The organism is Vibrio breoganii (genome assembly GCF_001677275.1).
In the GTDB taxonomy this organism is placed as follows: Bacteria; Pseudomonadota; Gammaproteobacteria; order Enterobacterales; family Vibrionaceae; genus Vibrio; species Vibrio breoganii.
In genome coordinates, this window is sequence record NZ_CP016178.1 from 616,125 (window position 1) to 638,860 (window position 22,736).

Annotated in this window: 20 protein-coding genes and 1 pseudogene; 6 read left to right on the top strand and 15 right to left on the bottom strand. The window is 43.9% G+C overall.

Annotated elements, in window-relative coordinates; all coding sequences use genetic code 11:
• Positions 1-40: 40 nt before the first annotated feature.
• Positions 41-649, bottom strand: a pseudogene (locus tag A6E01_RS15715) (group II intron maturase-specific domain-containing protein); the annotation flags it as partial.
• Between the two features lie 165 nt (positions 650-814).
• Entirely contained in the window at positions 815-2,371 is a 1,557-nt protein-coding gene (locus tag A6E01_RS15720; protein ID WP_065210671.1) for a carboxylesterase/lipase family protein, read from the bottom strand.
• Positions 2,372-2,492: 121 nt separating this feature from the next.
• Here A6E01_RS15720 and A6E01_RS15725 point away from each other — a divergent pair, with 121 nt between their 5' ends.
• The 4 genes from A6E01_RS15725 to A6E01_RS15740 all read left to right on the top strand — a co-directional run bounded on the left by A6E01_RS15725 (position 2,493) and on the right by A6E01_RS15740 (position 7,902).
• Positions 2,493-3,416, top strand: a complete 924-nt coding sequence (locus A6E01_RS15725; RefSeq protein ID WP_065210672.1) for a LysR family transcriptional regulator — start codon at positions 2,493-2,495, stop codon at positions 3,414-3,416.
• A gap of 640 nt (positions 3,417-4,056) precedes the next feature.
• Entirely contained in the window at positions 4,057-6,144 is a 2,088-nt protein-coding gene (locus tag A6E01_RS15730) for an AAA family ATPase (RefSeq protein WP_065210673.1), read from the top strand.
• Between the two features lie 128 nt (positions 6,145-6,272).
• The gene (locus A6E01_RS15735; protein WP_065210674.1) at positions 6,273-6,530 is read left to right on the top strand and encodes a hypothetical protein; all 258 of its coding nucleotides are present in this window, start codon (positions 6,273-6,275) and stop codon (positions 6,528-6,530) included.
• A 172-nt stretch (positions 6,531-6,702) separates the two neighbouring features.
• Positions 6,703-7,902, top strand: coding sequence for a hypothetical protein (locus A6E01_RS15740; RefSeq protein WP_065210675.1), 1,200 nt, complete (start codon positions 6,703-6,705; stop codon positions 7,900-7,902).
• A gap of 257 nt (positions 7,903-8,159) precedes the next feature.
• Here the strand turns inward: A6E01_RS15740 and A6E01_RS15745 are convergent, their stop codons facing one another.
• From A6E01_RS15745 to ltrA, 3 genes are all read right to left on the bottom strand, one after another.
• Positions 8,160-8,540 (bottom strand): hypothetical protein, encoded by a 381-nt coding sequence (locus A6E01_RS15745; RefSeq protein WP_065210676.1) that lies wholly within the window; start codon positions 8,538-8,540, stop codon positions 8,160-8,162.
• 9 nt (positions 8,541-8,549) lie between these two features.
• The gene (locus tag A6E01_RS15750; RefSeq protein WP_065210677.1) at positions 8,550-9,152 is read right to left on the bottom strand and encodes a hypothetical protein; all 603 of its coding nucleotides are present in this window, start codon (positions 9,150-9,152) and stop codon (positions 8,550-8,552) included.
• A 433-nt stretch (positions 9,153-9,585) separates the two neighbouring features.
• Positions 9,586-11,058, bottom strand: a complete 1,473-nt coding sequence (gene ltrA, locus A6E01_RS15755) for a group II intron reverse transcriptase/maturase (RefSeq protein WP_102328750.1) — start codon at positions 11,056-11,058, stop codon at positions 9,586-9,588.
• A gap of 778 nt (positions 11,059-11,836) precedes the next feature.
• On the opposite strand from ltrA, the gene A6E01_RS21005 reads away from it, so the two are divergent.
• A protein-coding gene (locus tag A6E01_RS21005) for an IS3 family transposase (protein WP_371955530.1) occupies positions 11,837-13,368 on the top strand; the annotation gives its coding sequence in 2 pieces (ribosomal slippage) (positions 11,837-12,299 and positions 12,299-13,368; 1,533 coding nt in all).
• A gap of 15 nt (positions 13,369-13,383) precedes the next feature.
• On the opposite strand, the gene A6E01_RS15770 is transcribed toward A6E01_RS21005, so the two are convergent.
• The 10 genes from A6E01_RS15770 to A6E01_RS15815 form a co-directional block, all read right to left on the bottom strand.
• Positions 13,384-14,802, bottom strand: a complete 1,419-nt coding sequence (locus A6E01_RS15770; RefSeq protein ID WP_065210678.1) for a sensor histidine kinase — start codon at positions 14,800-14,802, stop codon at positions 13,384-13,386.
• Complete coding sequence (locus A6E01_RS15775; RefSeq protein WP_005393404.1) at positions 14,792-15,448, bottom strand: response regulator; 657 nt, start codon at positions 15,446-15,448, stop codon at positions 14,792-14,794. The genes A6E01_RS15770 and A6E01_RS15775 overlap by 11 nt, the downstream gene beginning before the upstream one ends.
• Positions 15,449-15,451: 3 nt before the next feature.
• The gene (locus tag A6E01_RS15780; protein WP_065210679.1) at positions 15,452-16,087 is read right to left on the bottom strand and encodes a tetratricopeptide repeat protein; all 636 of its coding nucleotides are present in this window, start codon (positions 16,085-16,087) and stop codon (positions 15,452-15,454) included.
• A gap of 14 nt (positions 16,088-16,101) precedes the next feature.
• Positions 16,102-16,896 (bottom strand): SDR family oxidoreductase, encoded by a 795-nt coding sequence (locus A6E01_RS15785; protein WP_005380660.1) that lies wholly within the window; start codon positions 16,894-16,896, stop codon positions 16,102-16,104.
• Between the two features lie 8 nt (positions 16,897-16,904).
• On the bottom strand, positions 16,905-17,588 hold the full coding sequence (locus A6E01_RS15790; protein WP_005380662.1) for a TenA family transcriptional regulator: 684 nt from the start codon (positions 17,586-17,588) through the stop codon (positions 16,905-16,907).
• A gap of 25 nt (positions 17,589-17,613) precedes the next feature.
• On the bottom strand, positions 17,614-19,173 hold the full coding sequence (locus A6E01_RS15795) for an AMP-binding protein (protein WP_065210680.1): 1,560 nt from the start codon (positions 19,171-19,173) through the stop codon (positions 17,614-17,616).
• A gap of 80 nt (positions 19,174-19,253) precedes the next feature.
• The gene (locus tag A6E01_RS15800) at positions 19,254-19,865 is read right to left on the bottom strand and encodes a thermostable hemolysin (protein ID WP_005464330.1); all 612 of its coding nucleotides are present in this window, start codon (positions 19,863-19,865) and stop codon (positions 19,254-19,256) included.
• 336 nt (positions 19,866-20,201) lie between these two features.
• Positions 20,202-20,546 carry an AzlD domain-containing protein gene (locus A6E01_RS15805; RefSeq protein ID WP_065210681.1) on the bottom strand — a complete coding sequence of 115 codons (345 nt, stop codon included), beginning with the start codon at positions 20,544-20,546 and terminating at the stop codon, positions 20,202-20,204.
• Positions 20,539-21,270, bottom strand: a complete 732-nt coding sequence (locus tag A6E01_RS15810) for an AzlC family ABC transporter permease (RefSeq protein ID WP_065210682.1) — start codon at positions 21,268-21,270, stop codon at positions 20,539-20,541. The genes A6E01_RS15805 and A6E01_RS15810 overlap by 8 nt, the downstream gene beginning before the upstream one ends.
• The gene (locus A6E01_RS15815; RefSeq protein WP_065210683.1) at positions 21,257-21,796 is read right to left on the bottom strand and encodes a helix-turn-helix domain-containing protein; all 540 of its coding nucleotides are present in this window, start codon (positions 21,794-21,796) and stop codon (positions 21,257-21,259) included. Before A6E01_RS15815 ends, A6E01_RS15810 begins: the two co-directional genes overlap by 14 nt.
• A gap of 251 nt (positions 21,797-22,047) precedes the next feature.
• Here A6E01_RS15815 and A6E01_RS15820 point away from each other — a divergent pair, with 251 nt between their 5' ends.
• The gene (locus tag A6E01_RS15820; protein WP_065210684.1) at positions 22,048-22,716 is read left to right on the top strand and encodes a DUF1826 domain-containing protein; all 669 of its coding nucleotides are present in this window, start codon (positions 22,048-22,050) and stop codon (positions 22,714-22,716) included.
• The last annotated feature ends 20 nt before the right edge of the window (positions 22,717-22,736 follow it).

Genomic DNA, 22,736 nt, shown 5'->3' on the forward strand with positions numbered 1-22,736 from the left:
GCTCAAGCCTCTTCAAAGGCATCAAATGATACCCAGCAACTTATAAAGCAGTGAGAGCAGGTTCAATCCAAGAATTACGAGCTAGCCTTTTGTGTTTCCTCTTTCCCAAGTATTCTTGGTATTGAGGGTCGAAAGGTGTCGCTGCGCTTCGGATCTTCACATGTCTTTCTATCGGCACTTTAGCTATTTGGAAAAGATTAAACTGGCAATCCATATCCTTTATCTTCTGCCAACCGTGAAACTGCCATTGGCCTTTTCGGTTGATGAAGTATTTTAAGGCGATCCAAGTTTTAGATTTTGTTGGATGTCGCCTTTTAGCCCAATGCCATAGCGCTTGAAATAGTTTGTGACCGACATAGCTGAATACCTGCTTGGCTACGCAGTGGCGATAATAGTTCGACCACCCTCTAAGCTTTGGGTTAATCAGTTTAATAAGGTCGTTCACCGGTAGGGTAACGTGCTTTTTGATGAGTCCGCGCAAGTTACTTAGGAATGTCAAAGTGTTGGCCTTGCTCGGTTTGATGAGCAGCTTTCCTTTGTACTTCCTATGGTTGAACCCAAGGAAGTCAAAACCGTCGTTGATGTGAGTAATGTGCGTTTTCTCTTCGGATAACGTTAAGCCTCGTACCCCTAAGAAGTCAGCAATGATGGTCCATTCTTAACGCGATGGACAGCGCTGCATACGACCTCATGTCGCACGCCCCGTTATCTTTTAGTTAAATCTATCAACAGAATAAACCAAGCCACGTGATAACTTAGTTTTTCTAATCTGAATTATGTCAGCAGCCACCGTCCAATATTTGAATCGTTTTACTTAGAACTCAAAATCTTCCCACAATTTTCGAACTGAGCTATTAGGGTCATTGACCTGTTTCGATTTAACATCAAATTGCATTGTTGGTCGTTCCGCTAAGTTGTATGGAGACCAATCAGCTTTGCTTGTCTTGATGAATGTAAGCCATTGGCTATGCATGGTGTTAATAAGTTCAATCGGAGGTTGTGAGCCGACAAATCTTTTTGCTTGTTCATTGTCAGTGGTATTAAATACAAAAGGCACGTCAACAAAGTGTGCGGCTCCTAAATGACCATCAAATGCAGGTGACATCCAAGAAAAGTTATAATGCCAAACTTTGTTGTCGTTTTTAGTTAACTGTTGAGCAATGTGAAGTGCTGGCATTCTAAACGTAAAATCAGATTGGATGTCGGCAAAAGTGTCTCCAATAGTTTTTCCATTGTCTTTTGTTGAATACACATCAGCAGGGCGGCCTTCCAGTGACAAGTCAGACAATAGTAGCGACTTCGTTTTTTCGGTCGTATTGTTTACGGCATCACTTGGTACAAGGTACAGTCGTGACTCTTGATCGGTGCTACCAACGATGACCGGAATAGAAGGAGAAGCTTTAGTGAGATCTTTCATTGGAGACTCGACAATGATATCGCCATCAACAACGGGCAAAAATGCGGTGCCTCCCCATGATATCATTCCCCATTTGTTGCGATCTTGTATCGTATAACCCATATCAATAACGTTCTTAACTAATTCAGGAAATGGAATGGTCGATAAGCCTTTAACGGTGGCTGGAATATTCAGTTTTTTGGTATAGCTTTGTGTGATTTGCTGAGCTTCTTTCTGAGTTAAAAATGCCATTGGAGGACTTTGCATAATAGCTTTCTGGAATAGGCCTTCTGCTTTTTCGGTACCCAATAAAATGGCAACACTTTCTGCCCCAGCAGATTGACCTGCAACAGTAACTTGGCTAGGGTCTCCACCAAAATCTTCGATGTTATTTTGTACCCACTCAAGAGCCATGATCTGATCAAGAATGCCGCGATTATCCGGTGCGCCCTCAAGGTGCATAAAACCATCAACGCCTACACGATAATTGATCGTTACAACAATCACGTCATTCTGAGCAAAGCTTGTTCCGTCGTAGGCTAACTCTGCCGCATCTTCTCGGATGAATGCGCCGCCAGGGATCCACACCATGACTGGCAGTTTTTTATTTGATGCCTTGTTGTTGGTAGCTACTGCGCTCGTAGGTGTCCAAATGTTCAGAGTTAGATCATCGGGAGCCCCCACCAAGGTGGTGTTTTTATCTCGGCTAGGCTGTGGGACCGGTTGACCTGCTTTTGTTGCATCTAATACTCCGCTCCAAGTTTCGTATGCTTGCGGTGCTCGAAATCGGCGATCTGCCGTAAAAGGGTTTTTTGCATATGGGACGTCATAAAATGTGGCTACGCCATCATGGTTGTTTCCCATAAGTTTACCAGACTTAATGATTGCTACCGTTGAGTTTTCAGCATTTTGAGTATGGGCAAATAGTGTATTACTTTGAATTAAACCTGCACTGAGGCATGCGACTAGTACCATTGTTTTTTTCATTTCATTCGGCTCGGTATTGGAATAGAAGGTCAGTATAAAACCTAGTTTAAAGTTGATATATATGCTATACGTCAATAGATTGTTGCATAAATCGAACTATTGAGGGTGTATGGATAGAATTGTTTCAATGGAAGTTTTCGTTTCTACTGTCGATCTAGGAAGCCTGACGGCAGCATCTGAGGCTTTAGGAATGTCACGATCCATGGCGACTAGGCATATAACCGCGTTGGAAAAGTCTTTAGGTGTATGTTTACTATATCGCTCAACAAGAAGCTTAGGTATCACTAACGCCGGTCGTGATTTATTGCCTTTCTGCCAGAATATTTTAGAGCAGAATGCCCAACTATATAGCTTAGCCCAAGAGCAGCACTCTCAACCTAAAGGAAGAATTTCACTGGTTACTAGCATTTCGTTTGGTCAGGGTTATCTTGCCCAAGCTATTGAACAATTCATGCTTAAGTACCCTGACATAGAAGTCGATCTCACGCTGTCGAATCAGTCACTGGATTTGATAAAACATGGGGTTGATATGGCAATCGAGTTGAGTAATGACCTGCCCGAATCTTTAATTGGAAAGAAATTGGCTGATTGTCCATCGGTGGTTTGCGCTTCCCCTCAATATCTAGCAGAACATGGGGCTCCTTTATCTCCCGAAGATTTACTCGATCACAATTGCTTGATCCACAAACGAATAGGCAATGATTGGCTGTTTGTTTCTAAAGTCGGTTCTAAATCTGCTCAGCCTATTAATGTAACGGTCACAAGTAACTACTCTGTAAATGATAGTTCCATACTTCTTAATGCAGCGATTAATGGCAAAGGTATAGCGTGTTTACCTCTGCCTTTTATTGCAATCGACATACAAGCAGGGACTTTGACTATCTTGTTGAAAGACTTTGAAGTCAATCCAATTGGCATATGGGCTCTGTATCCTTCAAGGCAATATCAACCCAAACTACATCGACACTTGTTGGACTTTTTGCAAGAAGATTTATCAATTAAGCATGATCATATGCGAAATATTGATTCATGAAGCTATGTTGGTAATGAAACCAAGCAATAATGTATCCTACCTAATCGGTTAGTTACTTCTAAAGTTTTCGTAATATCAACATGTAATGAATGAGTTAATTTGGACTGCTGCATAATTGCTGCCCGTAGAGTTGCGATACTAGAAGTTATGTGAAAGTTCAGCGTGTCTGATGGTTCGTAACTCAGAATTGTCCAGAACCTTCTCAGCTCGATAATCGCTAACAAGGTTCTGCCCCGAAACGTGTTAGCAACAGGTAAGAAATCCTTACCTGTTGACTCATCTTTGCCCCATTTCGAGTTTCCACAACAATCTTGCGATCTTCCTTAGCAGTAAATAGCCCTAACTTTCCTGATGGTCCATAGCGCAAAAGGCTTTCCCAGAACAAATGAAAAACTCAACTCGTTTGGGGCTGAGTATAAGCAACTTTCTTGTACAAACTGACACTCGAAAATATTCGTAAATTTTTCACACTCAAAAGGGGAACAGGGAAAAGCTTGCAGGTAGCTGATTTGCTTGCAAGAACATTGGTATATTGAAGAAAAAGCACAGTTTTGTCAGGATGTAACCCCTAGAATGGCACTTTATACAACTTGCTGCACCTGTGGTGAGCTTAGAGATTGAGCTTTGTAAGGGATTTAATATGCGAATAGACATAGCTAACTGCAATAACATTGACATTGCCAGCTTAGAAATCGAAAAAGGTAAACTGAACATAAAATTTGCTCCGAACGGCACAGGAAAGAGCACTATAGCCAAAGCTTTAATCTCAAATAATGATGAAGATAAGCTTTCTGAGCTGATGCCTTTTAAACTAAGAACTGACAATCCAGATGAGCTAAAGCCTCAGGTGACAGTTACAGAAGAGTTGAACACGGTAATGTGTTTTAACGAAGATTATGTTAGTCAGTTTACATTCCAGTCAGATGAACTTTTGAGTAATAGCTTCGATATATTTATTCGAAATGAAGCATATGTTGAGACTGAGAAAGAGATCGAGGATATTGTTAAAAATATCAAGATGTTGTTCTCAGATAACGTTGAGTTAGACACGTTGATTTCCAACCTTAAGGAGTTAGGAGCCGCTTTCAAGCTAACAAAAACAGGAATCTCAAAGGCCTCGACTGGTATGAAAGGCTTATCTTCTGGAAACAAAATTGAACATATTCCTGTTGATTTAGAGGCATATAAGCCGTTTATTAGAAGCTCTAGCAACGTAAACTGGATAGATTGGCAGACCAAGGGACAAAAGGAGTTTTCTGGGATATCAGATTGTTGCCCATTTTGCTCTAGCGACACACAGGAAAAGAAAGAGCAGATAGAAAAAGTTGGAAAGGAATATGATAAAACAGTCATCAAAAACCTTGTTGCTATAATCGCTGTCATAGAAAAGCTAGGTGATTATCTTTCAGATGATACAAAAGAAAAGCTAACGGTAATAACCTCTCTACCTGATGGTTTAGGCAAGGAGCACGAGCAATTCTTAAGTGATATAAAAAACCAAATTGATAACCTCCTTGAGAAGCTTGAACTACTTAAAAAACTCAATGGGTTCGATTTTAAACAAGGTGAAAAAGTTAATGAAAAGTTAAGTGATTACAAGTTAGATTTGCAATTTTTCTCCATTATCGACTCAGAAAAGACGCAAGCAGCAATTGCCTCAATTAATGATTCTATCGATGACGTCAGCAAACAAGCAGGCAAACTTCAAGGTAAAATCAATATGCAGCGGGCAGGAATGCAAAAGCTTATTAGTAAGCATCAAACAGATATAAACAATTTCTTATCTTACGCTGGATATAAGTATGCAGTCGAAATTTCTGGTAAGGATGACCAATCGCAGTTAAAACTTCGACATATAGATTACAATGATTTTGTTAGTGGAGGTGATCAACACCTAAGCTTTGGTGAAAGGAATGCCTTTGCAATCATCTTATTTATGTATGAATGTTTAGCTAAAAAACCAGACTTAATTGTATTGGATGATCCCATCTCATCTTTTGATAAAAACAAGAAGTACGCAATATTAGAGATGTTGTTCCGTAGGAAGTCAAGAGAGTGCTTACAAGGTGACACAGTCCTGATGCTAACGCATGATGTTGAGCCAATTATTGATACCGTCAAAGCTGTTTCTGATCAGTTTAATAATACAGTGAGCGCATCTTTTTTAAAGTTCACTCAAGGGGAATTATACGAACAATCAATAACAAAGGCTGATATCAAGACCTTTTCTCAGATCTGTAGTGGGGTCATGGATAAAGAGTGTGATGTAATCCTCAAGCTCATTTATCTTCGAAGAAATTATGAAATTTTGGATGACAAAGAAGATGCTTATCAAGTGCTTTCGAACTTGTTCCACCTGAGAGAGGTTCCTGTTGATACAAGGGAGCCTATCGTTGGTGAAGAGTACCCTGAAATGGATGCAGAGAAGTTTGATCTAGGCTGCTCGACTATTGCAAATAGAATCACCGATTTTGATTATGCTGCCACTTTGGAACGTTTGAAAAATCAAGTTTCTCTAAAAGAAATTTATGATGGATGTGCTAACGGTTATGAAAAGCTGCAAGTATTTAGGCTGTTTAATATGGACGTTAACAACTCTGTCATACGCAAATTTATTAATGAGACTTACCATATTGAAAATGAGTACATCTGTCAGCTTGATCCCAGTGAGTTCGACCTCATACCTGAGTATGTCAGGATAGAATGTGATAAATATATAGAAGCATAGGGAATTAAGCTGTTCTACTCCAGCAATACTAGGACACCTAGTTAAACGCCTTTTGCCATACTTGAGTTAATTCATGGAATGCTAAATTAGAGATAGCGCTGGAACGTTTCTGTCCAGAGACATGTTGCATGGCGCTTCGAGGGAAAAAGCGATTAGAACGCTTTGACGTGATAATCGATGACTTTTTCCGACCAGTGCCTGACCTAAAGGTGCTTAAAGTAACGTTCTTGATGCACGCCTTTTATCAAGTTCAATTGAACACCGGGACTCTCAATGCAGCGAGTCGCTATCAAGGCAGTACAATCTGGGCGAACTTGGCGCGTGTTGCAGTATGCCTTGGTGGATTGATGCCGTTGGCGAACGACTCAATGCTTCTAACTCTTTAATCAAAACTAAATTTTTAAGAGCGGCTCGGATTACCGGGCGGTTCGCGTTAATTGCAGATCTAGCTCAAAGAAAACAGTTAAAGGTATAGCATTTTCTTTAGTTCGGAATGACTCTTAAATAAGAGAGAGTTCATCACATAAATTAATTAAAACATAGGGTTGGGTAGGACTAATGAATAAAGGCTTAGTAGTTGTAGCAGTGGCCGTGGCACTTGGTGGTGGCGCTTATTATGCTAACAATATGATGATTGATACGGCAGCGAGTGAGCTGGTTAAGCAAGTTGAGTCTGTGGTCGAAGGTACAAGCGACAGTGTTGTCGACATACAGATTGTAAACACAGAGGTGAGTAAGGGTGATGTAAAACAGGAACTGGCTGTCTATATCACTGATGGTAACAACCGCATTCCTACTCCGTTGTATGTAACGCATACTGCGAAAGTTGGCACTTTTGGTATGAACGTTGACGGCAAATTGGTGTTGCCAAAAGACAAGGGGTTAGCGGAGGAGTTTATCCGAGAGGTAACCTCATTCAATGAGAGTTTCACATATTCCTTCGCTCCAGCTACTCAGTCTTTTGATGTACAGAGTAGCTTGGCTCTGGGTGTGATAAGTGAGCATAGGTCCAGTGCCAAGATTGGCAAAATGACTATGAATATTACAGGTACGGCAGATGATCATACAGGGCAAATTGTTTTGGATGGTGCAACGCTAGTTGATGGTGATAGCAGCTTCAAACTAGGCAAGGTAACCTTTGATTCAGTTTCCAGCCTTGAGCTTCATAAAGCTGATCTGTTGCTTGCTGACGCAACTATCGTTGATGAAATGGGTTCTTACTCGGTTAAGGATGTGAAGCTTAATGCTCAAGCTGACGTAGGCGAAAAAACCAAAGTGAGCTACGACTGGGCCGTAGGTACGCTGGACATTAACAATCCAATGGTGGATTTACCCCAGTCTAAGATGGGCCTAAAGGGTAAAATTGGTGACTTCGACACCCAAAAGCTAATTGCCTTGAGTGATGCAGCTGCGAATAACCAAGTGCCTATTGTACAGGACGTACTCTTTAGGATTGTGGGAGACGGTATAAGCTTTTCTGACGTAGACTTATACCTTAATGACTCAAGTATCAAGGGCAGCCTAGAAGTTGGTGCACAGGACTACACTGGTTTGAATGACCATCAAATGGGACAGAAGCTGGGATCGGCTATTAAGTCTGAGCTTGACGTAACTCTATCCCCGGAGTTGGTGAGTCGAATTGGTTTGCCACCACAGGCTTTGAATGGTTACTTTGAGCTGACCAAAGATAACAGATACACAACTAAGCTACTTATTGACGGAAACAGCGTTACAGCAAATGGCTTGCCGCTTCGTTGATCTGAGTTTGAAGTTAAACGGCAGATAGTAAAGCCCCAGCCTAGTGTCTAAGCCATTGCGCTTTTGAGGTGCTGATTGTTAAAAGAGCTCATTGTGAGCTCTTTTTTCTAGAGTTTAGCGTTAGCGTTTGCACTATCTTTTTGCAAACAGGAAGTTTCGGCCAACTCATTTCTGTCCAAAACCGTATTACGACACCGGGTTTTCTGGTTCGGATCGGGACAAAAGCGACTTTCGTTGCTATTAAAAATATTTATACTCTAGCCCAGTCTTCCCGCCTTGATCTTTGGTCTTAACATGTTCTCAAAATAAATTTCTAGAGCTGCAACCCAGTGGTATTGATCGCGATCTCTAACATTGAAAAGGTATAGGCTTGTAGTTTCATCCTTTCCATATGCTCTCATTTGCCCCCCTGTATCAGCATTAATATGCTCTAAAGCTCTTTTTCGAGAGTTTGATAGGCTACGACCGACGCGTAGTACACCGTCTTTTTTATGTACCCAGATGTAAACACCGGGATGCCAAATACACTCTTCATTAGACGCTCTTGCTTGCTCTATAGATAAGTTAAAACACTTAAATCTTTCAGCAATCTCCTCGAATTCCTTTTCAAACAGAGCTTGTAAATGTTCATAATCCATTGATAAGTCCTATCCGTGCTTGAGAAATGGGGGGATGTCTGCGTATCTGGTTTTTGGGCCAGTTGCTACATGTAATTTTAGGTACATTTCTTGTGAATCATCGAAATGACACCCATTAGTTAAACTAAAATTATCTTTCGAATTAGCAATTGTGGCGAAAAGAGAATAATCGGCAATTGATATGTGTTTCCCAATAGTCGTTAAGATCATCGCTTTTATTTCTTGGCCATTCTGAAATAGTTCAGATTCTAACTTATCAATTGCATGGTAAAGTTCGTAGCTTAACTCTTTAAATCCGGCTTTTAAGGTGAGGCTTTGAAAATTATCGCCAGCATCTATCCATCGCTCTATCTCTGCTTTAGATATATCAGCATAAGAAAAAGCACAACCCAAATGTAGGTATGCATCAATAATGGCTTTGATGCTTTTGTCGTTTCCTTTCTCTGGAATCTTTACAAACCATTTATCCCAAGCTTCATCATCAATCTTGGGTAATGATGTGACTAACTCACAGTGGCCATGTTGCCAATGGCTTATAGCCTCAAGTATTAGAGAGTTTACCCTAGAACTCGATGAGTAGAGTAGTTTGTTGATCTTACCGTAGTTGGACATAGAGCACTCTAGTTCATTACAAATAATAAGAGTTTATAATGCGATGATTGAACTGTTGAATACAAGAAATTGTAGCGGGGGTGACTTTCATATTATAAATCAGTCACATAATCTATTGAAATTGAGACGTAAATGTACATTTAGACTATGATTTCAGGTCTCTTTGGGACATTAGCCCCTTAGACCTGTAGTGGATGATTGATTTTGGCCCGCAGATTAGAGGTTTTGCAATACTTCAGGTAAGCCGTGAAAAGCTAATTTAGGATAATCACCGACAAACTTTTGTCCAAAGGCGTGCTGATGGGGCATGAAACACGAAAATGTCGGGTGGACGACACTTGTTACCAAGTGCCGTCTCCCTAAGAACCCAGCGTGCAACTTTCACTGCACTAGGCTCAAGCCTTCACGAAGGCATCGTTTGATACCCAGCAACTTACAAGGCAGTCGAAGCAGGTTCGTTCCAAGAGTTACGAGCTAGCCTTTTAGACTTTCTCTTTGCCAAGTATTCTTGGTATTGAGGGTCAAATGGCGTTGCAGCACTTCGGATTTTCACATGTCTTTCTATCGGCACTTTAGCTATTTGGAAGAGATTGAACTGGCAATCCATATCCATGATCTTCTGCCAACCGTGAAACTGCCACTGGCCTTTTCGGTTGATGAAGTATTTTAGGGCAATCCAAGTTTTAGACTTTGTTGGATGACGCCTCTTAGCCCAGTGCCATAACGTATGAAATAGCTTGTGACCTACATATCCGAAGACCTGTTTAGCCACGCAGTGTCGATAATAGTTCGACCATCCCCTGAGTTTCGGATTTATCAATTTGATAAGATCATTTACTGGCAGGGTTACGTGCTTTTTGACGAGTTCACGCAGATTACTTAAGAACATCAACGTATTGGATTTACTCGGCTTAATGAGCAGTTTCCCTTTGTACTTCCTAAGGTTGAACCCAAGGAAATCAAAGCCATCGTTGATATGAGTGATGTGCGTTTTCTCTTCGGATAATGTTAAGCCTCTGTCCGCTAAGAAGTCAGCAATCAACGGTTTGATATCGTTCTCCAGCACTTCCTTTGAAGCGCAAGTGACGACGAAATCGTCGGCGTATCCAATGAAGTTAGCTCTTGCACCCTTTTTGAGTGCAGTAGATTTAATGTGCTGTTCGAAACCAGAGAGTGTCATTAACATCAAGGTTGGGGATATAATCCCACCTTGAGGCGTGCCTTCATCTGTGTCGTAAAATAGCCCTTTGTCTACAAAGCCAGACTTTAGCCATTGCTCCAACATCCGTTTATCAACAGCAATATTGTCCATAAGCCATTGATGCCCGATTTTGTCGAAACAAGCTTTAATGTCCCCTTCAAGAACCCATTGTGCTGACCGCTTCTGACTCAAGCAGATAAAACACTGGCTGATTGCATCTGCAGTGCTTCGCCTTGGTCTAAAACCGTAGCTGTTAGGGTCGGCAAGACTTTCTGACACAGGCTCTAATGCTAATAGATGAAGTGCTTGTTGCGCTCTGTCTATCATGCATGGAATGCCCAATGGTCTAAGTTTGCCATTCTTTTTGGGGATGTAGATACGCTTGAGTGGTTTGGCTTGATATGCCTTTCTGCTCAATTGATTAACTGCTTTCATGCGGCGTGTATCTGTATTCCAGATGACACCGTCTATTCCTGGCGTTTTACTGCCTTTGTTTTGAGATACCCGCTTAACAGCAAGAAGTTTTGCTGAGCGAGAATGAGTCAGTAGCCACTGCAAGGCTTTCGCTTTGCCGAGTTTACCTTCTCGTGTTGCCTTTGCGATACGCATCTGAAGCTTTAATACATGCGACTCAACAGATTTCCAGTCGATTGACTGCCATTGAACGTTGTCAGGAGAGGCACTAATCTCTTTTGAAATCATCATTTGCGTTTCTCCTTGAATAAAGTTCTTCAAATTCTCTCGCAACGGAAGACCAGTCGGAAGTGGGCTCACTTTCGTGACCAGACATAAGTCTGTATCTGCACCGTTACAATACAGCCTTCGCTTTTTCCAACGTCCTCTACCTGCATCACTATCGGCCACTTAGGCTTTCCCAGAGGGAGTGATACAGGCTTACCGTGTTCCGTATGTCGCGCAATGTCAGGTTAGATGCCCGCTATAGTGCGGAGAGTTCGACGATCACGAAAGAGCATGGGGCAATCCCTTTCCGACTCTCGTGCCTTTTGGCCACAGCGTATTAACCACTTCCGCTGTTTCATCACATAACGCACCTTACGCGGATTCACTTGTGTTCATCATACTGACTACCTAGCACTCACCCGATTGTGGTTATCAGGAGGATCGTCCTCTCACGATTTTGATCCCGATTGGTCTATGACCAACCTTCGTTACATTGTCAGGCTCGCTACTTTATTCAGAGCCTTAGGTTCATCTGGTGATACAGATGGTTCACACATTAAGCGGTGAACAGCGCTTCATACGACTTCACGTCGCACGCCCCATTATTTGTTAGACTAAATACTCAATCAAATACTATTAATAAAAATGATCATACAAATACTAATGTGAGCCTGATAAGCACATTTCTTGATGAATTCTACTTATGCTCTTTCTCCATACTTTGGGAACCCCCCTGTGTCAGGATAGTTGTCGCCTCTGTTAGAACTTAATTATTCAGACAGGGAGCGGTAAGTTACTTTAGGTGAAGCTATATCCAGAAGATCATAAGAAAGCCATGGTTCAAAAGCTTATTGAAAGTGGTTTATCATTGAGTGAGTTTGCCCGGCAGGAACGCATCAGTGTATCTACCCTGTACGGATGGAAAAAGAAATACTCAGCAACAGGATTAAGAGTGTCAAAAGGTCATAGTTCAAATGGTTGGTCCGCAGAGCAGAAGTTTGCAGTAGTACTTGAAACTGCCGCATTATCTGAAGTCGAGTTAAGCAAATATTGTCGAGAAAAAGGGCTGTATCCAGAGCAGGTCAAGCAGTGGAAGCTTAGCTGTATTGCGGGCAATGAAAAAACGACTCAGACACCTAAGCTGCTAGCTCAAGAGCGCAAGGAAGATCGAAAGCGAATTAAGGAGCTAGAAAAGGAGCTAAAGCGCAAAGATGCTGCATTAGCTGAGACCGCGGCACTGTTGGTGCTAAGAAAAAAGCTAAATGCCTACTGGGGGGAAGACGAGGGGCATTAACCACCTTCCCAGATAGGCGATATTACATCAAGCTGATTGATGAGGCAGTAGCCTCTGGTGCCAGAAAGAAGCAGGCCTGTCAGGAGATTGGCCTGTCGCTCCGTACGCTACAACGCTGGATGAATGATGGTGAATTATCAGCGGATAGAAGACCTTTAGCTGATAGGCCAGAGCCAGCAAATAAGCTTGCAGAGGATGAACGGCAGCAGATCTTAATCGTGTGTAATGAAGGTGAATTTGCTGATTTACCACCAAGTCAGATCGTGCCCAGATTAGCTGATGATGGGATCTATCTTGCATCGGAATCAACGTTTTACCGGGTGTTGAAAGAAAACAACCAACTCACCCATCGAGGTAAAGATAAGCCGAAAGGTACACTAAAAAAACCAACCAGTCATAAGGCTACCGGGCCTAATCAGGTGTGGAGTTGGGATATTACCTACTGTCCGACGACCGTGATCGGCCAGCATTATTACCTCTACATGATTGAGGATATCTTTAGCCGAAAAATCGTTGGCTGGGAGGTTCACGAATGCGAATCGGGGGAGCATGCAGCCAACCTGTTGGAGCGAACGGTCTGGTCTGAAAAGTGCGTAGGTCAGTCGGTAGTGCTTCATTCAGATAATGGAAGCCCGATGAAGAGCCTGACGATGCTAGCCAAAATGCAAGAGTTAGGTGTTGCAGGCTCTCGCAGCCGACCACGAGTGAGCAACGACAACCCGTACTCAGAATCACTGTTCAGGACGGTGAAATACTGTAGGCGCTGGCCATCTGAAGGCTTCAAATCCTTAGAAGAGGTCCGGCAGTGGACTATGGAGTTCGTGCGTTGGTATAACACAGAACATCGACATAGCAGGATTAATTTTGTTACTCCTGAGCAAAAACATGAGGGGCAAGACACGGCGCTCCTCAAGCAGCGTGATGAGGTTTATAAATTGGCTCAGTTGAACAAGCCTGAGAGATGGTCAAAAGAGACGAGAAACTGGTCTCCGGTAACTGAGGTTGAATTAAATCCGGAGAACGAAAAACAAGCAGCTTAAGCACCGAGGCGACAACTACCTTGAAAAACGCCGGAACTCTACTATAAACGTATTCCTACGATTTTCTCTGGGAATAAGCTCAAGTGTTGCACGGTGTAGTGCAGTAATGTCTTTGCAAATTGACATCCCTAAACCCGCACCGTCGCCATGTTCGGAATGACCCCGATAAAACTGTTCGAAGATTCTTTCACGAGTTTCCTTCGGGATGTCTGGGCCAGTATCGGAAATTAAAACTTTGATTGTATTATTTTTCTCTATGACGCTAACTTGGATGTCACTGTGTTCGCCGGAGTAACGAATCGCATTATCGACGAGGTTACGAAATAACACCTCTAATAACATTCGATCTCCTGGTATAGCGATGTTGGAAGATGATAGACTGATGTCTTGCTTATGCTTCAATGCTAACGGTGCCAAATCAGCAACAACGGTTTGCAACAAAGGGGTTAGTTCAACGGTGTCGAATACACGTTCTGATAAGCTATCTACTTTAGCTAAAGTCAGTAGCTGATGGATAAGGCGGTCAGTGCGTTCAATGCCTTGCAGAATGTTGAGTAAATCTCCTCTCAGTTGCTCCGGATCATTACTTTCAAGTGCATTTTCTACGTTAAGACGAAGGATTGTTAGTGGGGTTTTTAGTTCATGCGCTGCAGCACGTGTAAAGCGTTTCTCTCTTTGCCAGGCTAACTTTAGTTCAGAGAGGAGAGAGTTGAGCGAATCGACAAGTGGTGCGAGTTCAACTGTGTTGTCTTTTACATGAATGCGTTCTAATCGGTGTACGTTTCTTTGTGTGATGGCGGTGCGCAGGTCGTTAATCGGTCGGAAATGTTTATCGATCAACCAAAACAGCAAAAGTAACAAAGTTGGTAGTATCAGCAATTGTTCTATTGATGTGGATAGGGCAATTTCGTGGATGATCTCTTTACGTATCTTGTATTTTTCTGCAACCACGACGTATTCATTATCATGTTTTTTTTGTGGCAGTGAAATCTGAAATGTACGCCATTGTGTACCGTCTTTTACGATATCAGCGTAGCCGTTATTATCAAAGGACGTGGAGAGTGCGTGCAAGGTTTGATCAGAGCTCCAGAGCAGTGTGTTGTCTCGATAGAATTGAAAAACCAAGTTTTGTTCATAAGGGTGGCCGAACGTTGTGACATTGTCATCGTCAGACTTTGACATTGACTCAATGTTTTCCATCCACTCATTAAATAGTTCTCGATGGTTAGCGAGAGTCCTCTCTTCCGTTGAAATTGAGAGCGTCAGCAACATTAATTTTGCGGATTGTCCAAGCCTAGCGTCATAAACTTCTTCGACCTCGTGCTTCGCAGATTGGAAACTGAAATAAAGTGAGATGAGTAAGAGAACACTTACCAACACGCCTACTGATAGAGTTAACTGACGTTTGATCGAGTACGATTTCTTATCTTTCAAGAATGTACCCCACACCGCGAATATTTTTAATGACCACTTTGGGCGCTTTTTTACGCAAATTGTGAATATGAACTTCGATAGCGTTGTCGCTTGAACCTTCATCCCAGCCGTGTAGTGATTGTTGCAATTGCTCCTTACTTTGCACGCGTCCGGCGTTCGTCATCAAACTGGTGAGGATTTTAAATTCATTGCGTGTGAGTTTAAGCGGCGCGTCATCGTAGCGAATGCTTTGTTCCGATAAGGATAAAGATAACTGTCCAACTTGAATGATTTCTTCTGCACTACCGGATTGACGGCGAATCAACACACGCAAGCGAGCGAGCAACTCTTCGAGTGCAAACGGTTTTCCGAGGTAGTCATCTGCGCCGCCGTCGAGGCCTTGAACGCGATCGCGAATGTCGTCTCGTGCGGTAAGTATCATCACTGGGAGCTTAAAGCCGCCTTTGCGAATATTACGCAGAACTTCCAATCCATCGATATCGGGGAGAGTGAGATCCAAAATCACGGCAGTGAACGCTTCTGTTTTGAGTGCGCTAGTCACGCCAGACCCTTTTTCCACCCAATCCACGGTGTATCCATGGCGACTTAATGAAGTCACCATGGATTGACCGAGTAGTTTGTCATCTTCTACGAGTAATAAGCGCATGGTTTATTTCAGTCTCCCAAGAGTCGCTTCAATTTCCAGTTTTCGACCTTTATCCGCCAAAGGTCGGTCAGGGCGAGGTGATGCTTGCATTGCGCGAGTCAAATACAATTTCGCTTCTTTGTCTCGACCTTCTTCTGTAAGGAAGTCTCCATAAAAATAGTTCGGATCGATGCCTTTTGGATTGATCTCTAACGCTTTTTTCAACATTTCTTCGGCTTTATCGTCATCACCAAAGCCAATTGGCCACCCCGGAACTTTGTAATACAAAGAACCTAAACTGGTGTATGCAGATCCATCAAGCGCTTGCGGTGAAGTTGCGATTACCCCTTCGAGTAAAGATTTGGCTTCTTTGGCGAGTGATAGTGCACCCAAGCCACCTTGAGCACCAGCCAGCGATGCTTTATTGATTGCCAGCCAAACAGTGAGTTCGGGATTGCCCGGTTCTCTGTCGAGATAAATACTGGTTTTGGCAATCGCACGATGGAAGCATTGCTCCTTTTCGTCACCATCGGGCGTGCTGTACTGACATTCCGCCCATTTCTTTTGAACCTGTTGCAGTGGAGTATTACCTGCCAACGCAGCGGTCGAAGCTAACGTTGAACAAACCGTCAAAGCGCAAAGTAGTTGTTTGGTATTCATCGTCCATGTCCTCTTCAATGACTGACTCGGTTTACGTATTGGTGGATGGTTTCTTGTTGCTTACGAATCGCAGAAGAAACCACGCTTGGAAGCAGTTGATTGATGCGTGCAAAAAGCTTTTCTGGCCAACCAATCCACTTCGCGGAAATTTCTTTTTCCAACATGGTGACAACGTGATTGGCAACAACTTGCGGGGAGTCCGTTTTGTTACCCAGCTGTCGATTCATTTCATTGACGGCATCGCTATTGAGCGAGGTTTCTGTCGCTCTTGGTGCCAAATACAGCGCACGGATTCCGGTTGCGAACAGCTCTCTGTCGAGCGATTCGGTAAAACGGTGCAACCCCGCTTTTGCCGCGCAATAGGAGGTATAGCCTGGGTAGCCAATTGAGCCGAATGTGGAACCAATATTGAGAATCACCCCAGGCTGCTTTAACCACGTTAACGCCGATTGGCAGAGCAGTATCGGCGCAACGAGATTGAGTTGGATTTCGTCTGCAATCTGTGTTGGTCGCTTGTGACTTAACAACGAGAAATCGTTGCTGCCCGCATTGTTAATTAGTGCGTCCACTTTTTGATGTTGGCGCGCTCGATCTTTAATCGCAGTTAGTCCTTCTGATGAGGTGATGTCTGCAACGACTAGGTTATGGCGTTCTGGATTCGACAGTTCACTCTGTAGTGTTTGCAAGCTCTCTTCGTTTCGCCCAACAAGAATAAGGCTGGCACCGCGTTTTGCTAACTCTTGCGCGATGGCTTGCCCAATTCCGCCCGTTGCGCCTGTCAGGAGAATGGTTCTGTTGTTAATGATCATGCTTCACCTCACGCCGCTTGTTGGGTTGAGAAAGAAGGCAAAGAACGCAGCATTTGTCCGTACAATTCGAACACCATTTTTGCGGAGTCGATGATGACTTGTTGATCTTCCACTTTGGTGATTTTGTTCATCAGTGATTCAAAAAATTGCAGATGATCTTGGTCTAACACGCTGTGTGAAACTAGGTACGTCATTGCCGAAGGCGGTAGGCTTAGCGTTGACTGGATTTTTTCAGCCATTTGGCCACCAATGCCGACGCTGGTGCCTTCTAATACCCACACCATGCCAAACAGCGCGAGTGGGTTGTGGCGGTCAATGTTGTGGTAAAGGTAGGAAACCATCAGTTCAATCGGTGCACCTACTTGACCTACATCTTTGTTGTTGCGCACTGCTTCGGCATCGCCGCCGCAAGCTTTGATGTCATTTAAAATCCATTCTTGATGGCCTTTCTCTTCCTCGATGTACTCGGCAATGGCATCTCGTACCCATTCGTATTCGCCAGATAGTCGGCCTCCACACGCCATCAGCAAGGGAACTGTGTGCTTAACGTGATGGTAAGCTTGGGTTAGAAAGGCGATATACATATCTTTGGAAATGCTGCCTTGTTGAACGTCTGCAATGACTGGCGCAGTTAACATTGCTTGTTGAGCAGCGGCAGTGCTTTGTTTGAGTTGTTCGAAAAATAAAGTCATAATCTTCTCCTTAAGAAGCCGTTAACTAAGATGCAGTTTGGAAAGACGTAATGTGTTGCTGGAAGGGCAAATCGATGCGTTGGATCTTTTGCGCTTGCAGCGTTAATTCAGGCGTTGTGCACGCTAATAACTGAGCCACATCATGTTCAATTTGATTTCGTTTGAGCTTGCCGTTATCCGTGTACCAACCAGAGATGGCTCGTGGGTTGTCCAGCAGCAATAAGGTTCGGATTTGAGCATAATCGGGTAGGGTTCGGTTTAATGCATGAACCTTTGCTTCGACGTCTTCGCTATTGGCAATGACGGCACATAATGTTTGTTGGCTATCGCCCGTAACGATTAGTGGCGTCATCGGCAAAAACGCCAACGCTTCTGATTCAATCCACTCCGGTGAGATATTTCTGCCATACGCGGTGACGATAAGGTTTTTCTTACGCCCCGAGAGAGAGACAAAGCCTTGTGCGTCAATTTGGGCTAAGTCGCCAGTCGCTAACCATTCTTGAGTAAACGGCTCATTCAAATAACCAAGAGCAACGTTGCCTTTGACGAGCAGTTCACCATCTTCCGCGATACGAATCTGAGCGTGGGGAAGTGGTTTGCCACACGTTCCTGCTTTAAATGCGGCTGGTGTATTCAAACAAACGACGGAGCCACATTCAGACAAGCCATAACCTTCAAACGCAGGGATGTTCAGCGCATGCGCGGTGTTAATCAGTTGCGACGACACTCTTGCGCCGCCAACAGCAACAAATTTTAGAGAATCCACAAGAGAGGGCTGCTGTTTCGCGATATGAATGAGCGCAAGCAATAAAGCCGGTGTTAGCACTAAGCTTTCTGGTTTGATGGTCGCTAATGCTTGTGCAAACAGATGCGGTTCGAATTGGCTTGAACCGAGTAAGCCGGTTTGCTCTCCGGGTAAAATATATGACGTCACGCCCAACATGAGTGGGACATAAACGCCGGTTATGTTCTCGAGAAGCGTCGATAACGGAAGCAGCACTAAGTGTGAGTGCGCCGTGCCGTTTACTGCGTCGGCGATCGATTTCGCCACCAAACACAAATGATCATTGCTTAAACACACGCCTTTAGGCTGACCAGTCGAGCCAGACGTAAATGTGATTTTTCCGGTTTCTGGTAGATAAGCTACCTGTGTATCTTCATCTCTCAACTGGCTACGACGCAGCAAAGGCAAATTTGCAATGGAAAACGGATGGTCTTGCTGGTTAAAGCTTTGCTTAGGATTAGAAGCCAACCATGCTTGCCAATCGCCGACTAAAGCATCGACGCCTGATTGCTCTAACGTATGTTCAACTTGTGCATCAGAGAAAAAAGTCGGAATAGGTACGACGACTATGTCTGCCGCCATCGCCGCCAAATCAACAATGGCCCAATCGATACCGTTTTCTGCGCGTAGCGCGAGTGCTTTGATGTTCTGTGCAATAAGCTCGGCGGCAACGAGTTCGATCTTGTTTAACACTTCAGAGTAAGTTAGTTCAACCGTTTGATTCGCTTCGTAGCCGACAAGTGCTGCTCGGTCTGGTGTCGTTTTTGCCCATTTTGTAATGACATCGAGGAGAATATTCATACTTCACCTATATTCTGGCGTTGTGTTTAACCAAGTTGTTCTGGTTGTGTTTGCGGTTTTAACGACGTTTACTTTTCTATCTAGGCTTGTTTGCGTTTTCTTTCTTGGACTAATCGAAGACGTTCGAGTCCTTTTTGCAAATTGCCAGCTAACACACGCGGTTGATGTTCGTAGTATGACCCCCAAGTGGACTCGGCATCGGGGACTTTGTTTTGATCGGCCTGCGCGATGATATGAGGCTCCAATCCTAGGCGCGCCATCATGGCGTGAAGTGGGTCTGTCGCGGTGAAGATGCACCATTCAAAACCGAGGTTGACCAGCATTTCTGCGATGAGGTAAAAGTGCAGAGATGACATGCCCTTAGCGAAAGACGCCAAGTGACCAAACTCCACTAAGTTCGAACGTTTTACGTCGCAGTTAAATACGTTAGAAACCAGCTTTTGGGCGTCGTCTTCTAAATACTGTTCAAGGAACAAAGGCTCATCTTCGGCGATGCGAAAGCCGCATACGGAAACAATTTGGCCGCCTTCAATGAGGGTTAAATACGCCGGCATAAACTGTTTGAGCTCGGCAAAGAATGCTTCTTGATAACGCTGAGAAACATGCTCGATAACTTGGCTCCAAAGCGGATGCATTGGATAAACGATGTCTAAAGTAAAGCCATCTGCAGAAGTTTGTGCATGGTGTTTCATGAGCGCTTCCTTTGTTTGAGTAGTTATTAACAAAATAAAACGCGAAACTTAAGAAACTCTTAAGGAATGAGTGTTTGTAAATAAATTATTCTGTAAAGACCACTAAGTAATCTGCACCATCAATATTGGACACCAAGTTAAGCAACTTTCGATACTTTTAGTTATCCATAACTTACTAATTTAGCAAAGCCTCTGAAACGTTTTTGTCCAAAAGCGTGCTAGAGCTGTAGCCGGTAAAATCACAACCGGCTAACTATACCTTTAGGGGCTCACAACAAACTTTATTGAAACTGGACAATCCTTATCGGCATCGATCACTTATATTGTCATCCGGCATCACATTAACCCTCCCACATAAATGATAGCGCCGTATATGGCTACGCCAGCAAGTACCGGCAAACCCAGCGATCGTTTCCAATACCAAATGAGTAGGGTAAATAGTGTTCCCACAAGAGTCGCCAACCAAGACATAACCGATGGCGTCGTGGGGATCAACGATGTGCCAAACATGGCGGCTATCATTGTAGGTCCTAGCACTGAAAGCCAAGTAGGGATGTTATTTAATGAACTGCCTTGGTCACGATCTTTCATACGTCGAGACATCCACAGCATAGGTAAAACACGCATCGCAAAGGTTCCCGCTGCGATCAATAGCATGACCAACCATAATGATTTATCCATGGTCACTCTCCTTAGCGATTGATGCTCCCCTCACTGCGTAATACAGCAGAGCGCCGCACAGTGCAGCCAACGGGATCGCGGCATTGGGGTAACCATAAAGCTTTAAAAGAAGTGCGACTAAGCTGGTACCCGCCAATGAAATAGTCCAAAGCAAGGTGTTGAACTTTGGCGCTAGTAGAACCAAAAACAGTGCGGGCAGGGCAAAGGGTAATACCTCACCCAATAAAGGCCATTTGGCAATAAGCTCTGCACCCGCAATGGCGCCTAAAGCAGTGCCGCCAATCCAACTAAACCACGCCAATAAGGCCGCACCTGCAAACCACCCAAGGCGATCGCTCGGGGTAAGTTGCGGCAGGCGGGTGTGTGCTAGAGCAAAGATCTGATCGGTCAAACCATGAAGAAGGGCGAGCCACCATGGGCTCTTAGTTAGGTAAGGCGCAATATTGGGTCCATAGACCACATGTCGGGCATTAATCAGCAGTGTCATGACCAACACCAGCCATAGTGGTGCACCCGAAGCAACCATGGCAACAAACAAAAACTGCGATGCCCCCGCATAAATGAACACAGAGATGGCAATGGTTTCCCAAACACTGAACCCTGACTGCAGTGCTATAACCCCAAAAGAGATCGCGACAGAGACATAGCCACCCATTAGAGCTAAGGCATCCGTTGCACCTGCAACCCAAGGCTTCCAGCTTGATGCTTCACTATTTGCGCTCATGAGCTTGTTCCTTGCTTGCATAATTGATGGTGACTAAAAGCGTTGCTCCTGTTTTGGTAGTTCGATAAAGGTGAGGCTGGTCTGCAGGAAAACGATAGATGTCTCCGGCACGCAGAAGCTTGGTGTTTCCCAGCTCGCCTGTTTCGATTTCACCTGATATGACACTAATTGTCTCATAGGTACCAACTGAGTGTGCCTTAGACTGCATCTTGGTATCCGGGGCGCAAGACATCCAGTACGCATCTACCTTGGGTTCATCGAGACCTTGCTCTATCAGCTGTACCAACACGCCATTATCTTCTATGGGGATATTGACTGAATCAACCAGACTGCCAAAAGGAACGTTAAGTTGCACCGCCAATCGCCAGATTGTATCTAGGGTAGGGTTGCCACTGCCGTTTTCTAATCTAGACAGATTGGACTTAGCTATACCTGCATCTAACGCTAGTTGCGACAGTGATATTCCTTTGGCTTGGCGTAACTGCTGAATGTTGCGTCCTAAGACAGCAAGGTTTGGCTGATCCATAATGCCTCCTCTATGTTCCCTATAAAGAACGTTCTATATAAGGAACAGGTGAATGTCAATAAAATATTCTGTTATTTTTCGCAAGAGAATGCTCTCTATATCTGCAGAGGCGTGGGGTTGGTAACCATTGGTAAGGTAGAATTGAAAATTTTATTTGTTATGTTATAACGTAGCATTAGGGTTTAAAGTCATCGATGACTAGCCACAAACACTCAAGCTGAAGCAACATTAGCCATCCCGGGAGGCAAGGAATGAGTTTAGATATAGTTGCGACTCCAGAGCCCATACACTCAGAAGCACCATCATTTCTAGAGACTAAACCGAGCATTCTCACCAATATCTATCAAGCACCACAAAATATTGCGGTATGGCAACGCACGTTTCCTAAGACGATGGCAGACGATATAAATCAAATGCTGTCGGAGGGAGAGCCTATCGCGTTGGTACAAACTGTTACCCCAGACAGTGTTGCCGAGTGGATTGAAAATAAACTGGACGGATATGCATGTGCACAAGCCCTTGCCGAAGACATCGCTTTGATCGTCGATATGTTTTGCTGTCTATTTGATGTGAACGATGTCGGCCTGAGGCTAACGAGCTTAGATAATCCAATGTGTCCCAGATTTCACGTTGATCACATACCGTGTCGACTGGTTACGACCTACGTTGGTAGCGCTACAGAGTGGCTTAAGAATGAGGGTATTGACCGCACTAAGCTTGGAGCTGGTAGCCTTGGACAACCGGACCACTTGTCGGGACTAGTTAGTCAAGACTCGTCAATCCAGCAGTTAAAAGCGGGAGATGTCGCGTTACTTAAAGGCAGTGGTTGGGAAGGTAATGAAAACACAGGGCTAGTACATCGTTCTCCAGAGGTTGGGGTAAATGAGAAACGATTATTGCTGACATTGGATTTTGTTTAGATAAATGAATAGAGCAATCT